Annotated in this window: 8 protein-coding genes; 6 read left to right on the top strand and 2 right to left on the bottom strand. The window is 75.0% G+C overall.

What is annotated here, in order from left to right:
- Positions 1-83 precede the first annotated feature (83 nt).
- Entirely contained in the window at positions 84-1,610 is a 1,527-nt protein-coding gene (locus ACFFHU_RS05220; RefSeq protein ID WP_377336266.1) for a nitroreductase family protein, read from the bottom strand.
- Positions 1,611-1,787: 177 nt separating this feature from the next.
- On the opposite strand from ACFFHU_RS05220, the gene ACFFHU_RS05215 reads away from it, so the two are divergent.
- Positions 1,788-4,136 (top strand): DUF4153 domain-containing protein, encoded by a 2,349-nt coding sequence (locus ACFFHU_RS05215; RefSeq protein WP_377336264.1) that lies wholly within the window; start codon positions 1,788-1,790, stop codon positions 4,134-4,136.
- Positions 4,137-4,205: 69 nt separating this feature from the next.
- On the opposite strand, the gene ACFFHU_RS05210 is transcribed toward ACFFHU_RS05215, so the two are convergent.
- On the bottom strand, positions 4,206-5,771 hold the full coding sequence (locus ACFFHU_RS05210; RefSeq protein WP_377336262.1) for an ATP-binding protein: 1,566 nt from the start codon (positions 5,769-5,771) through the stop codon (positions 4,206-4,208).
- A gap of 263 nt (positions 5,772-6,034) precedes the next feature.
- On the opposite strand from ACFFHU_RS05210, the gene ACFFHU_RS05205 reads away from it, so the two are divergent.
- The 5 genes from ACFFHU_RS05205 (at position 6,035) to lanM (ending at position 14,820) form a co-directional block, all read left to right on the top strand.
- Complete coding sequence (locus tag ACFFHU_RS05205; RefSeq protein WP_377336260.1) at positions 6,035-6,199, top strand: plantaricin C family lantibiotic; 165 nt, start codon at positions 6,035-6,037, stop codon at positions 6,197-6,199.
- A gap of 29 nt (positions 6,200-6,228) precedes the next feature.
- Entirely contained in the window at positions 6,229-6,393 is a 165-nt protein-coding gene (locus ACFFHU_RS05200) for a class II lanthipeptide, LchA2/BrtA2 family (RefSeq protein WP_377336258.1), read from the top strand.
- A gap of 128 nt (positions 6,394-6,521) precedes the next feature.
- The gene (locus ACFFHU_RS05195) at positions 6,522-9,794 is read left to right on the top strand and encodes a type 2 lanthipeptide synthetase LanM family protein (protein ID WP_377336256.1); all 3,273 of its coding nucleotides are present in this window, start codon (positions 6,522-6,524) and stop codon (positions 9,792-9,794) included.
- Positions 9,791-11,959, top strand: a complete 2,169-nt coding sequence (locus ACFFHU_RS05190) for a peptidase domain-containing ABC transporter (protein ID WP_377336254.1) — start codon at positions 9,791-9,793, stop codon at positions 11,957-11,959. Before ACFFHU_RS05195 ends, ACFFHU_RS05190 begins: the two co-directional genes overlap by 4 nt.
- Positions 11,956-14,820 (top strand): type 2 lanthipeptide synthetase LanM, encoded by a 2,865-nt coding sequence (lanM, locus tag ACFFHU_RS05185; RefSeq protein ID WP_377336252.1) that lies wholly within the window; start codon positions 11,956-11,958, stop codon positions 14,818-14,820. Before ACFFHU_RS05190 ends, lanM begins: the two co-directional genes overlap by 4 nt.
- The last annotated feature ends 8 nt before the right edge of the window (positions 14,821-14,828 follow it).

The following is a 14,828-nucleotide window of genomic DNA, read 5'->3' as shown; positions in this document are numbered from 1 at the left end:
CCGGCGCGACACGGTGGGTGGCCGGGCAGTCGCCCGGTGGTGAAGGGCGGCTCAGCCCGCGTCGGGCCGGCCGATGCGGCGGCTCAGCTGGCCAGCCGGGCCTGGACGTACCGGACCGCCACCGGGGCGCCCGGCTCGCCGCCCGGCCGGGAGGCGTACTCGGGCACACCCACGCAGGTGACGAGCAACCCGGCCAGGTCGGGCTCGCCCAGCAGCCCGGGCAGCTCGGAATCCAGGAACGTCATGCCGCTGGCGCTCGCACCGAGCGCGTACGCGGCCAGGTGCAGCCGCCCCTCCACCACGCCGGCCGCCAGCTGGGCCTCGCGGTAGCGGCGGTCGTCCAGGCCGGCCAGCGGGACGGCCGCGATGACCACGAACGCGGCCTCGGCGGCCAGCGACTGGTCGAGGCAGATCCGCTCGAGCTCCCGGCGCAGGTCACCGGTCTGCAGCGGGCTCTCGAGGTCCGGCCACCGGTAGATGCCCGGCGGCACGCCGTCGACGCCGTGCACGGCCACCCAGTGCGGCACGCCGATGCCGCGCAGGGCCGCGGACATCGACCACTCCAGGGTGGCCCGGGGCAGCGTCCGGGTCCGGTCCATCCGGCGCTGCGAACCGCGCCGCCGGATCACCCGGTCCACCGACTCGGCCGACGGCGCGCCGGTCGATGGCACATCAGCCGACGGCGCGTCGGCCGGCGGCGCGTCGGCCTGCGGCGCGTCGGCCAGCGGCTCGCCCTCCGGCCAGGGCGCGCCGAGATCGTCCCGGTCGCCCGCCCGCTGCGCCACGGTGCAGAGCGGCAGCTCGACCGCCGGCAGCTCGCCGGCCGCGGCCGGCCCCGTGGGGCCGATCGCCGGATCGCCATCGCCGAGCGACAGCAGGGCGAGCGGGAACTCGTGCGTGCCGTCGGCGCCGACCAGCCGGGTCAGCGCCGCGTCCGGGAAGTGGCTGCGCAGCCGCGGTCGCAGCCCGGCGGCGGCGGCCGCCGTGGACAGCTGGGACAGCAGGGTGCCGCCGTCCCAGTACAGGTGCCGCCAGCCGCGCTCGGCGTACCGCCATCCGGTCCGCCAGGGCACCCCGGTGACCACCAGCGTGGTGGCGGTGCCGGTGGCCGCCGGGCCGATCCCGACCAGGACGTGCCGCGCGCCGTCGTACCAGTACACGCCGTCGGGGACGCCCGCGACGTTCCGGGTGCTGGCGTACACCTCCAGCGGGAACCGCCCGCCGGCCGAGCCGGCGGCCCGGAACAGCGTCCGCCGACCCCGCCGCTCGATGGTGCGGACCACCCCGGCGCCGAGGAAGAGGATCCGGCCCAGCTGGGCGGCGTCCAGCGGCTGCGCCGCCGGGACGGCGCCGGCCAGCACGGCCGTGGCCGGCACGCCCGGGTCGGGCAGGTCGCGGGGGAGGTCGAGGACCGGCAGGCCGTCCGGGTACGCCTTCATGGGCGGCGGCAGCGTCTCCGGGTCGTTTGGCGTGAGGTCGTGCCGCAGCCGCGGATCCTCGTCGGGCACGTCCCATTCCCGTTCCGGCGAGTAGGAGGTCAACCGGTGCAGCAGGCCGGCGCCCGAGTCGAGGTCCAGCCCCGGCGTCCGACGCTGATCGGGATCCGCCATGACGTCCACCCTTCGCTGGGTCCGGCCGGGGTCCCGGCCCGGTGATCCTCGTCCGGCCCGGCGCGGCGATCAACGCATTATCGACGATCCGCCCGGCTCCGGCGTCCGTCGGGGCCGCGCCGGGCGAGTGGTGGGCCGTACAGTGTCGGCACTCCAGCCGACATCCGGGAGAGCGCATTGCCTCAGCCGCCGCAGGACCCCGACCGGACGACCCCGCCCGACGAGGCCCCGCCGGGTGGTACGAACCCGCCGGGTGGTACGAACCCGCCGGGCGGCGGCACCCCGCTCGGTGGCGCCGCTGCCGGCGCGCCGCCCCAGCTGCTCGTGCTGGCCGGCGCTGCCGGCGTTCCGACCCCGATCGCGTGGCCCGGGCCGGACGGCGAGCCGGGCTGGGCGATCCCCGTGCAGGTCCCGCCCGGCACCCAGGGGTACGCGCTGTTCGTGCCCCTCGTGCCGGCCGGTGGCCCGCTCCCGGTCGCACCGGCGGCGACCGCCGTACGGGCGGCGGACATACCGGCGGCGGCCGGTTCCGTGCCGGACGTGCCGGCGGTGGTCGCACCGGCAACCGCCGGACCCGCGCCGGACGCGCCCGGGCCGGACGTGCCCGGGCCGGACGCGCCCGCGCCGGACGTGCCTGAGCCGGACGCGCCCGCGCCCGACGTACCACCGGAACCGGGGTCGTCCGGGCCGGCGCGGCCGGCGGAGCGCCCGCCCGCGACGGCGGACGGGCCGCCCGGACCCGCGGGGCCGGCCGAGCCGTCCGGTGGTGACCCGGCGGCGTCCCCGGCGCAGGCGCGCTGGTACGACGCTCCGGCCGCGGCCCCCTACGGCCCGCCGGCCGCGGCGCCCCACGGCCCGCCGGCGGCGGCGTCCCACGGCCCGGCGGCCACGGCCCCCTACGGCCCGCCGGCGGCGGCCTCCCACGGCCCGCCGGCGGCGGCGCCCCACGGCCCGGCGGCCGGGGCGCCCTACGGCCCGGCGGCCGGGGTCGGGCGGCCCGGCGCCCCGCCGCCGCCCTTCGCGCCGCGGCCGTCGTTCCTGGCCACCCGCTGGCCCGGCCCGGCGCCGGCGCTCGGCTGGGCCGTGCCGGCGGCCGTGCTCGCCGGGGCGCTCGGGCTGGCCCTCTTCGTGCCGCTCGGCCGCACCGGCGTCGGCTGGGTCCTCGGCTGGCTCGTGCTCACCGCCGGCGTGGCCGTCGCGGTCGCGCGTCCGGTGGCCGCCCTGCCCCGGACCGAGCGGTGGATCCGGGCCGGTTGGGCGGCGGCCGCGTGCGCCCTGCTGGCGGTCCTGGCCTTCCGCAATGCCTGGTGGCTGGTGACATTCTGCGTGCTCGGCGCGCTGGGCTGCGCGGCGCTGGCCATCGTGGGCGGCCGGCTGGTCCGGTCGATCCTGTTCAGCGTCGTGGCGGCGCCGTTCGCGGCGTTCCGCGGTCTGGGGTGGGTACGCCGGCACGTCCAGCCGGCCGGCCGCTCCGGCGTCACCCGGCGGATCGGCTGGTCGGTGGCGGCGACCGTGCTCGTGCTGCTGGTCTTCGGCGCCCTGCTCTCCTCCGCCGACGCCGCGTTCGCGGTGCTGCTGCGTGACCTCGTCCCGCAGGTCGACACCGGCAACCCGGTGAGCGGCATCTTCCTGCTGATCGTCGGGGCGCTGGTGGCCACGGCCGCGGTCTACACGCTGTCCGCGCCACCGGACCTGTCCACCGTCGACCGGCCCGGCACGCCGCGGTTCGGCGTACCGGAGTGGGCCCTGCCGATCGGATCGCTGGTGGTGCTCTTCGCCGGTTTCGTGGCGGTGCAGTTCACCGTGCTGTTCGGCGGTCAGCGGCACGTGCTGCGCACCGCCGGGCTGAACTACGCCGAGTACGCCCGCAGCGGGTTCTGGCAGCTCGTGGCCGTTACCGTGCTGACCCTGGTGGTGCTCGGCGGGGTGACCCGGTGGGCGCGCCGGGAGCGGCCGGCCGAGCGGCTGCTGTTGCGCGTCCTGCTCGGGGCGCTGGGCGCGCTCAGCGTGGTGATCGTGGCCTCGGCCCTGTCCCGGATGTGGACGTACCAGAAGGTCTACAGCTTCACCGGCGAGCGGATCTTCGTGATGGCGTTCGAGCTGCTGCTCGGCTCGGTGCTGGTGATGATCATGTTGGCCGGGATCCGCTGGCGGGGCGGCTGGATCCCGCGCCTGACCGTGGCGCTCACCGTGCTGATGCTGCTCGGCCTCGCGGCGCTCAACCCCGAGGACTACGCGGCTCGCCGCAACATCGCGCGCTACCAGCAGACCGGCAAGATCGACGCGTGGTACCTGCGGGCGCTCTCCGCGGACGCCACGCCGGCGCTCACCCGGCTGCCCGACCCGGTGCGCCGGTGCACGCTGAGCTGGATCGCCGACGACCTGGCCGAGCCCGATCCCTGGTACGCGGCCAACCTGGGCCGCGCCCGGGCCCGGGAGGCGCTGCGGCGGATCGGACCGGACGCCGTCGGCGGCCCGAAGGACTGCCGGCGCGCCGACCAGTTCGACCTGCCGAAGGGCCGCTGAGCCGCCCCGGGTGTTAAGAAGGGGCCCTTCCTATACAGAAAGCGATAAGAAGGGGCCCTTCCTTGCACTTCAGCTGCGGCGGAGGGCGGCGGCGGTGTCGGTGAGGTCAAGCTGGGTGATCGGGCCGGCCGGGGCGCCGTCCACCGCCTCGCGCATGGCCTTGGCCAGCTGCACCCGACGCAGCACCTCGCGCAGGTCCGCGCCGGTCATCCCGGCCGTCCGCGCGGCCAGGTCGGCCGGGTCCACGTCGTCGGCGAACATCCGGAACGGCGGGATCTCGTGCCGGTCGATGAGCTCCCGGATCATCTTGGTGATGATCTCCGTCCGGCCGGTCTCGTCCGGCGCGGGGATCGACAGCTTCACGTCGAACCGACCGGACCGGATGAGCGAGGCGTCGACCCGGTTCGGGAAGTTGGTGGTGGCCACCACGATGACGTTCGGGTTCTCCTCGATCAGCGTGTTCATCTCCTGCTTGAAGATGCCCGCCACCGCGTTGACGGCCTGGCTGGCCGCGTCGCCGCCCGCGCCGGCGTAGCTGATGATGCTGTCGAACTCGTCGAAGAGCATGACCGTGGGCTCGCGCCACCGCCGGGCGTCCCGGAAGATCTGCTTGATGTTCCGCTCCGAGCCGCCGAGCCACTTGTCCAGGATCTCCGGCGTGCGGATCTCCCGGAAGTCCGCGCCGATCTCGTTGGCCAGCGCCCGGGCCAGCATGGTCTTGCCGGTGCCCGGCGGGCCGTACATGAGGATGCCCTGCGGCCGGCGGGCGCCCCAGCGGGCCATCACGTCCGGATGCTGGAACGACACGGCGATCTCGCGGAACTGCGCGACCACCTCGGCCAGCCCGCCGACCTGGTCCAGCGTCACGTCGGCGCTCGGCGGCGCGGCACCGGCGGCCGGTCCCGGTCGGCGACCCTTCGCCCGCTCCGGCTGGCCGCCCAGCAGGTAGTGCCGGCCGCGCAGCACCGCCGGCTCCGGCTCGTCGCCGGCCAGCTCCCGGACCACCTGGAGCACCAGCTCGAAGGCCACCCGCAGGTGGGCCGGCGTGACCGCGTCGCCCGGCACGCTGGCCCGGAGGGTGACCATGGGTCCCTCGCCGTCGGTCGCGTCGGTCGACCGCACCACCGGGGTGAGGCCCAGCTCCGCGGCCTCGTGCAGCACGGCCGCCCCGGCCGGGTCGTCCGCGCGCGGTCCGCCGGTCGGGTCCGGATACGCCGCGGGCGCCGGCGGCGCGGCCAGCCCCAACCGGCGGCTCGCCTCGGCCATCACCCGCCCGGCCTGCTCGAACACCCGGCCGGCCGCCGGCTCGGCGGCCACCAGCCGGCGGGCGAGCAGCAGGCCCACCGGGCTCACGCCGGCCAGCAGCCACGCCGCCGGGTTGTCGCCGGCGTCGGCCGTCGCCACGGTACGGATCTCCGCGGCGAACCGGTGCACGGGCTTGCCGTCCTCGGCGTACCGGCGCATGGACAGCCGGACCCGCCGGACCGGCGCCGGGAAGTCCGTCCCGTCGAACAGCTCGACGGGTCCGCCGCGGGTCGCGGCCAGCAGGCCGGCCGGGTCGAGGATCGTGCCGGTGGCGCCGAACCGGGTGAAGGTGTCGGCATCCGGTCGGAGGCCGTGGGGCTGTTCTGGCATGCTGCCCGTCCCTGCCATGAGGTCTGCTGCCTGCCCCTCGAAGTCTGACAGGCCCGCGGTACCCCGGCCACCCGTACGCCCGGCGACGCCACCAGCCCGGTGTGCCGCAAAGGTGCCGGAAACGTGCCGGATATGTGCGCGGCGTATGCGGCCAGCCGCCTTCGCTTTGTGCCCGGCGCGAATTCCCGAGTCGCAGGATGAAGCGCAGATCGCGATCCCGACACCACCGGAACAAAACCCGTACCCGGCAACAGGAGGCCGTCATGTACCAGGGAGATGTCTCTCTCGTCGAGGAGATCGAGGAGCAGGACTTCGACGGAGTCGCCTACGGCGCGTGCTCCACGAACACCTTCTCGCTCTCCGACTTCCTCGGCAACAAGGGTGGCTGGTGCACCCTCACCAAGGAATGCCAGCCCAACTGCAACTGAACCCCCGCCCGCAGTAGAAGGAGAACAGCATGCAGGACCTGAAGGACGACGTCCTCGGTGGCTACGACGAGGCCGAGCTGATCGAGCTGAGCGAGGCCGACACCTACGGCGGCACCGGGCCGTGGTGCATCGCCACCGTCACCCTGGTCACCGCGGCGATCTGCCCGACGACCAAGTGCACCAGCCAGTGCTGAACGGCGTTCACCGGTTGCCGGTGAACGGGTGACGCGAAGCGGCGGAATGGTGGCCGGGTCGCCGGGCACCATTCCGCCGCCTTGTTCCGGCGGCTCGTCGAATCGCACCGTGGATGGGGGAGAAATACGTGACACCGGCAGCCAACTATTACCCCGAGTTCGACGGCGCGGAGGTCGAGGAGACCATCGTGCCCCTGGCGCGATACGACGAGGAAATCGTCGCGGTCCTGCGCGGGTCGCCGCCCGCCGGCCGGGCCGCGACGCCGCGGAATCTTGCCGGCCCGGCAACGCCGGCGCAGGACGCCGGCCCGGCCGCGACGGTGCGGGACCCCGCCGTGGCCGGGCCGGTGGACCGGTGGGTGGGCGCCGCCGAGGACCATCCCTTCCAGCGGGTGATCCGGACCGTGGCCGCGGCCGTGGCCGACGCGGGTGTGCTGGCCGAGCACGCCGACCAGTTCGCCGATCCGGCGCGGGTGCTCACCGAGCTGCTGGGCCGGGCCGAGGCGCGGATCCGGGAGGTGTACAGCCGGCCGCTGGTGGCCGCCGTCAACGCCGCCCGCGCCGCCGGCCGGCTGTCCGGCGCCACCGCCCGGGACCGGTACGACGACTTCGTCGACCGGGTCAGCCGCAGCTCCCTGGTCGAGGTGAGCGGGCTGTCCTTTCCGGTGCTGGCCGACCTGACCGGGCTGATCCTGCGGAACGAGGTGGACGCGTTCCGGGAGCTGTGCTCCCGGTTGGCGGCCGAGCGCGCGGCGATCCGCGACCTGTTCGGGATCCAGCCCACCGACGGGGTCGTCTCGATCGGGCTCACCGAGGGCGACACCCATCACCACGGCCGGGCCGTCTGCGTGCTCACCTTCGCCTCCGGCGCTCGGCTGGTGTACAAGCCGCGGGACGTCTCCTGCGAGGCCGCGTACGGGACCATCGCCCGGGAGCTGAACAGCCGCTGGGGCACCAACCTGGCCGCCCCGGCGGTCCTGGAGCGCGACCGGTACGGGTACGTCGAGTACGTGCAGGCCGAGGACGTGGCCGAGGTGGCCGCGGACTTCATGGCCGCCAGCGGTGAGCTGGCCGCGGTGCTCTATCTGCTCAACGCCCGCGACATGCACTTCGAGAACATCCTGCCGACCCGCCGCGGCCCGGTGCCGATCGACCTGGAGACGATCCTGCACCCGGAACGGCTCCACGCCGGACCCACCCCGGAGGCGCCCGGCAACGCCCACACCACGATCGCGCAGTCCATCTACGGCATCGGCATCCTGCCGCTGGTGATGGCCGGGAAGGGCGGCGATGCCGGGCACGTGGACCTGGGCTTCCTGGGCGATCAGGGTCGGGGCGACTCACCGTTCCGGGCCATCCGGTACGTCGAGGAGTTCACCGACCACGTCAGCCTGGCGCTCCGGCCGGTGCCGGCGGCCCGTCGCAGCACCGTGGTGAGCAGCCCCACCGAGGCCGAGACGCTGGAACTCGGCCGGCGGATGGCCGACGGCTTCGCCCGGGTGATCCGGGCCGCCATGGCCGACCGGGACGGCTGGTCGGCGCTGTTGCGCAAGGCGGCCAGCGGCATCCGCGTGCGGTACATCCACAACCCCACCGCGTTGTACTCGCAGATCCTGCGGATGACCGCCGGTCCCAGCGCACTGGACGGCACGGCGCCGTACCTGGCCCTGCTGAAGCGGATCGCGATCGCCAGCCGCACCTCGGACCGGCAGATCGTCCGCGCCGAGCTGCGGCAGCTGGCCGAGCGGGACGTCCCGTACTTCACCATCGACAGCACCGGCACGGCGCTCACCGACGCCGACGGCCGGGAGATCGGCGCGGCCTTCTCGCGCTCCCCGCTGGACCTGGCGCTGGACAAGTTCGGCGGGTTGACCGAGTTCGAGCTGGGCGAGCAGCTCCGGCTGATCTACTCGGCGTTCGCCTCCCGCTTCCCGGACAACCACCTGACCCCGAGCCAACCGGCCGGCCCCACCGCCGCCGGGCCCGCGCCGGCCAACGAGCCCACCGCCGCCGGGCCCGCGCCGGCCAACCGGCCTGCGCCGGCCAACCGGCCCGCGACCGCCCACCGGTCCGCCGCCGGGGCCACCGCCGGTCGGGCGGACGGCGACGACCCGCTGACGCTGGCGGCCGAGCTGTGCGACCAGCTCGTCGCCACCGCGCGGCCGGACCGGTTCGCGCACCTGCCGCGCACCTGGATCGGCCCGCTGGCCTCCGCCGAGGCGGACCGGCCCTGGCCGCCGGGCATCCTCGGCTACGACCTCTACACCGGTCGCAGCGGCCCGGCCCTGGCGCTCGCGGCCGCCGCGCAGCGGCTGGGCGACGAGCGGTACGCCGAGCTGGCCGGGCAGATCTTCGGCACCACCGCCGAGATCCTGGCCGGCCACCGGTACGAGACCCGCAGCCTCCAGCAGGCCGGCTGGGGTGGCTACACCGGGCTGGCCGGCGTGCTGTTCGCGCTGTCGGCGGCCGGCCGCATCCTCGCCGAGCCGTCCTGGGTACGGGCCGCCGGCGACGCCGTGCCGCTGGTGCTGGACCAGATCGACGGCCGGTCGCCGGGCGAGCTGCCGCCGGACGTGATCACCGGCCTCGCCGGGGCGCTCGGCTGCCTCGCCGCCATCGGCGGTCCGCACGCCGACCGGGGCGTTTCGAGGCTGGCCGAGCTGCTGGTCACCGCGCTCGACGACCCGGAGGCCCCCGGCCCGCGGTCGGTGCTCGTGCAGTCCGGGTTCGCGCACGGGGTGGCCGGCCCGCTGCACGCGCTCAGCGTGGCGTACCCCCGGTTGCCCGTGCAGCGGCGGCCGCGGGTGGCGTCGGCGCTGTCCGGGCTGGCCGACCGGCTGGCCGGGTTCCATGACCCGGGCGAGCGGAACTGGTCCTCGCACGTGGCCCGGCCGGGCGCCTTCGCCACCGGCTGGTGCCACGGCGCGACCGGCATCGCGCTGGCGCTGTCGACGTACTCCCGGGTCAGCCAGGATCCGTCGGTGGCCCGGCTGCGGGACCGCGCGGTGGCCAACACCCTGCGGCACGGCTTCGGTCGCAACCTCACCTGGTGCCACGGCGACCTGGGCAACCACGACGTGCTCCGCGCGCTGGCTGGTGAGCCGGGCGTGCTCCACGCGCCGGCCGGCGAGCCCGGCGGGCTGGCGGGCGGGGGCGCCGGTGAGTCGCCGGCCGGCGATCCGGGCGGCGGGCTGCTGCGCGCCGAGATCGCCGCCGTCGAGGCCCGCTGGCTGCGGCCGGACGTGTTCCGCCGCAAGCTCGCCGACGCCCGTAGCCGGTACGCGCACACCAGCAGCCTGCTGGTGGGGACCTCCGGGATCGTGCTGCACCTGGTGAACCGGGCCGGCCCGGCGGTCCGGGTCTCCCCGGTCACGCTGACCGTGACGGGGGCGCGGGCATGAGGCACGTACCCACGGTCACCCAGGTGAGCCAGACCGAGTGCGGCCTCTGCGCCTGCGTGGCGCTGCTGCGCTACCACGGCCGCGCCGAGGACCTGGCCAGCGCCCGGGACGCCATGGACGCCGGCCGGGACGGGCTGTCGGCGCACCAGCTGGCCCAGTACCTCACCGCGCGCGGGATGCGGGTGAAGGCGTACCGGATCCGGGACGTCGAGGCGCTGGCCCGGTTCACCACCCCGGTGATCCTCTACTGGGAGGACTACCACTTCGTCGTCCTGGAGCGCTTCGACGGGCGTACCGCCGTGGTGATGGACCCGGCGGTGGGCCGGCGGCGGATCAGCCGGGCCGAGCTGGCGGCGGGGTTCAGTGACATCGCGATCTCCGCGGAGCCGGGGCCGGACTTCGAGCGGACCCGGGCCAGGCCGTTCGCCGAGTGGCGCGACGTGCCGCTGTTCGCGGCCGGGGCACGCCCGCGGATCGCGCTGGTCGCGTGGCTGTCACTGAGCGGGTACGCCGCGGTGCTCGGGATCCCGATGCTCACCAAGTGGGCGGTGGACCGGTTCGCCGACTGGCACGGCCTGGTCGACCTCGGCCAGATCATCGCGCTGATCCTGGCGGTGGCGGTCGGCTACTTCGCGATTCACCTGATCCGGGTGCTGGTGCTCTCCTCGGTGGTCCGGCTGCTCGGCCGGCACCTCATGACGCACACCTTCACCCGGCTGCTGGCCCTGCCGTACCGGTTCTTCACCACCCGACAACCCGGCGAGCTGCTGTTCCGGCTGAACAGCGTGAACACCATCCGCGACCTGATCTCCTCCCGGGTGGCGCAGGGCGTGCTCGACATCGGCACCCTGGTCTGCGTCACGGCGTACCTGTTCCTGACCGAATGGCGGCTCGGGGCGATCGCCGCGGTGCTGTTCCTGTTCAACGCCGCCTATCTGGGCCGGACCCGCCGGCGGGTGCTGGAGACGGTGGACGCCGAGATCGCGCACCTGTCCAAGAGCCAGTCCACCCAGCTCGACGCGATCGTCTCCATCCCCACCATCAAGATGGGCGGTTACGCCGACGAGTTCGTGGCCGGCTGGGGCGAGACGTACGCCAAGGCGCTGGACGCCACCCGGGCCCGGATGCGGCTGCAGCAGGGCCGCATCGCCGGGGTCACCAGCACCACCCAGCTGTTCGGCCCGATCATCCTGCTGCTGGCCAGCCTCTACCTCGTCAGCCACGGCGTCATTTCGCTGGGCGCGGCCGTGGCCGTGCAGGCCGTCTCGGCCACCTACTTCGCGCTGGCCACCTCGGTGTTCTCGATGTACACCGAGTTCAGCGAGGCGTCCCGATACGTGGCGCGGCTGAGCGACATCACCAGCGCCCAGCCGGAAAGCTCCGGCGGCGCCCGGCGGACCCTGCCGGACACCTCGATCCGGCTCGACAACGTCAGCTTCCGGTACACCCGGCACAGCGACCTGGTGGTCCGGGGCGTGTCGATGAGCATCGCGGCCGGGTCGAAGGTGGCCCTGGTGGGCGCGTCCGGCTCCGGCAAGAGCACGCTGGGCCGGATCATCTGCGGCCTGTACTCCCCGACCGACGGGACGGTGCTGTTCGGCGGCCACCCGGTGGCCGAGTACGACCGGAACGCGCTGCGGCGCACCATCGGGTACATCCCGCAGGAGGTGCACCTGCACAACCGCACCATCCTGGAGAACCTCACGCTCGGCCAGGACATCTCCGTGCAGCGGGTGCGGGACTACTGCGAGAGCGTGGGCATCCTCGACTTCCTCGACGACCTGCCGATGGGGCTCAAGACCCTGGTGTCGGAGATGGGGGCGAACTTCTCCGGCGGCCAGCGGCAGCGGCTGGCCATCGTTCGGGCGCTGCTGCAGCGGCCCCGGATCCTGGTGATGGACGAGGCCACGGCGTCGCTGGACACCGTGAACGAGCGGCGGGTCACGGAGATCATCCGGGACATCGGCGCCACCCAGGTGATCATCGCGCACCGGCTGGCCACCATCCGGTCGGCCGACCACATCTACGTGTTCGACAACGGCCGCGTGGTCGAGGAGGGCACGCACCCCGAGCTGCTCGCGGGCCGATCGGTGTACGCCGACCTGTACGCCGAGAAGCCCCCGGAGCCGACCGGGAACCTGCTCGTCGGAGGTGAGCTGTCGTGACCGAACCGGACGTGGCCGTACCGGCCTTCCTGCCCGGCTACCTGCATCTCGTGCCGCGGCCCCGGATCGCGGCCCGGCTGGGCCCGCTGATCGGCGCGGCCTCGGCGCCCGAGCACGTGAACGCGCTCATCGACCAGGTGTGGGCGGACCTGACCCGGGCCGCGGAGGGGCACGCCTTCCGGATGCTGATCGGGGAGTTCCACGACTTCCGGCAGCGCCGGGGGCTGCCGATGGACACCGGGACCGACCGGGCGCTGCGGCTGTTCCGCGAGCACCTGGGCGACCCGGCCAACTGCGCGGCCATCCTGGAGCGGTACCCGGTGCTCACCGACCGGGTCGGCACGGTGCTGCGGAACGCGCTCGACGCGTACGCCGAGCTGTTCGACGCGTACGCCCGGGATCGGGTGGTGCTGCACGCGGCCGGGCTGCTGCGCGCGGACAGCGAGCCGGTCACCGGCCTGTTCGGCACGGGCGGCGACCTGCACAACGGCGGCCGCAAGGTGGTCGGGCTGGAGCTGCCCGGCGGCGCCCGGGTGGTCTACAAGCCGCGGGCCCTGGTCTCCGACCAGTTCGTCCGGGACCTGCTGGTCGCGGCCGAGGAACACCTCCGGCACCCGCTGCGGGACTGCCTGCCCACCTCGGTGACGGTGGGCTCGCACGGCTGGCAGCGGTACGTCACGCCGGCGCCGATGACCGCGCCCGACCAGCCGGCCCGGTACTTCTACCGGTTCGGGGCGCTGTGCGCGCTGCTCGGCTCGATCGGCGCGAGCGACCTGCACGAGGAGAACGTCCTCGCGGCCGGCGAGCATCCGTGCCTGATCGACACCGAGACGGCCGTCCGCCCCAACGCGGGCGTGCACAACGACTCGCTGCCGCACGTGCTGATCAACCAGCTCAAGCTCTCGGTGGCGGCCACCATGCTGGTGCCGATGGTCGACCCGAACTCGCGGATGGACCTCATGATGGCCGGGATCGGCGTGGACGGCGTGCAGCCGTCCAGGATGACCCGGCCGGTGATCCGGGACGGCGAGACGGACGGCATCTCGGTGCGCTGGGAGAACATCACCTACCGGCACAGGCACAACGTGCCCCGGCTGGGCGAGGCGGCGCTGTCCCCGGTCGACCACTTCACCGAGATCACGGCCGGCTACCTGGACGCCCTCGGCGCGATCCGCGGCGACGAGCTGGGCCGGGTGCTCGACAAGTACCCCGACATGCCGGTCCGCTGCCTGATCCGGTCCACGATGGTCTACACCCGGTTCCTGGACGCGGCCACCCACCCCCGGTACCTCGCCGATCCGGCCGAGGCGCGCCGGATGCTCGGGCTGCTCCGGTCCTACCCCGACTACCTGAGCCCGGCCGCGCTCGACCACGTCGGGACCGCCGAGCGGGCCGACCTGTACGCCGGGGACGTGCCGTACTTCGTGGCCCGCGGCGGCTCCACCGAGCTGGCCACCCCGACCTCGTCCGTTCCGGACGTGCACCGCACCGCGCCGCTCGACTTCGCCCGCGCCGGGCTCGCGCTCGGCGCCGCGCGCACCGACGAGTTCCACCGGTTCCTGCTGGAGGAGTGCCTCGCCGAGGTGGTCGGCGACAACCCGACGGCGCTGGCCGGCCGCGGGGTGTTCGGCCCGGCGCTCGCGGCGGCCCGTCCCCGCTCCTGGTGGCGCGGCATCGCCGAGATGATCGCCGCGGTGGCCGTCGAGCACGCCGGGCCGGACGGCTCCCAGCTCGGCTGGGTGTGCGGGATCGGGCCGGACCGCAACGCGCCCACGCTCACCCCGGGCAACTTCATCTCCTTCCACGACCTCGGCGGCATCGTCACCTTCCTCGACCAGGCGGGCCGGTACGACGCGGGCGTGGCCGCGGCCGGCGCGGGCGCGCGGCGCGGCCTGACCGCGCTGCTCGACGAGTACGGCAAGGTGCTGATCGAGATCCCGGAGAGCGTCTTCACCGGCGGCGCCTCGCTGCTGCTCACCGACCCGTCGGCGGTGGACGTCGAGTGGCTGGACCGGGTCCTCGACAAGACCGCCGAGCGGGTGGCCGCGGGCAGCTGCGAGACCGACCTGGGCAACGGCCCGGCCGGGCCGCTCATGGTGCTGCTGTCCCGACTGGCCGCCGGCGAGGCGCCGGTGCTCGGACCGGACCGGCTGGCCTGGCTGACCGGGCTGGTCCGGGACCACCTGACCGTCCCCCGTACGGCGCCCTGGTTCGACGTGGCGCACGGCGAGCTCGGGCTGCGCTGGGCGCTGGCCCGGGCCGGCCGGGTGGGCGACGACGCCGCGCTGGTGGCCGCGTCGGCCGACTGGCTGGTCGACCGGTTGGCCGAGCCCGGCCCGCCGGTGCCGGGCTGGTGCAACGGCAGCGCCGGGCTGCTGCTCACGGCGGCCGAGATCCTCCCCTCGGCCGGCCGGCCGGAGCTGCTGGCCGGGTCCCGGCTGACCCGGCTGGTCGACGAGGCCACCCGGCTGCCGGCCGGGCGTCCGGTGGACCTCTCGGTCTGCCATGGCAGCTCCGGGGTGGTCCAGGCGCTGATCGCCACGGCCCGGATCCTCGACGATTCCAGGCTGCTGGACCGGGCCGCGGACCACCAGGAACGGGTCATCGCCGCGGCCCGTGCCGGCGGCTTCCACACCGGCTCGCCGGGCCGGACCTCCCTGCTGGGCTACCTGCTCGGCTGGTCCGGGGTGGGGCACACCGACCTGTTGCTGCACGCCGCCCGCGCCGGCGCGGCCGGGCTCACCATCCCGGTGGCGCTCGACCCCGGCCTCCGACCCGACGCCGGAACCGCCGGCGCCGGACCGATCGACGCCGGAACCGCCGGCGCCGGAACCATCCGCGCCGGCGCCGCCGGCGCCTGACCGACCGA

The organism is Plantactinospora siamensis (assembly GCF_042434095.1).
Classification (GTDB): Bacteria; Actinomycetota; Actinomycetes; order Mycobacteriales; family Micromonosporaceae; genus KBS50.
Note: the sequence above shows the minus strand (reverse complement) of the source record. Positions and strands in the feature narration are given on the sequence as shown.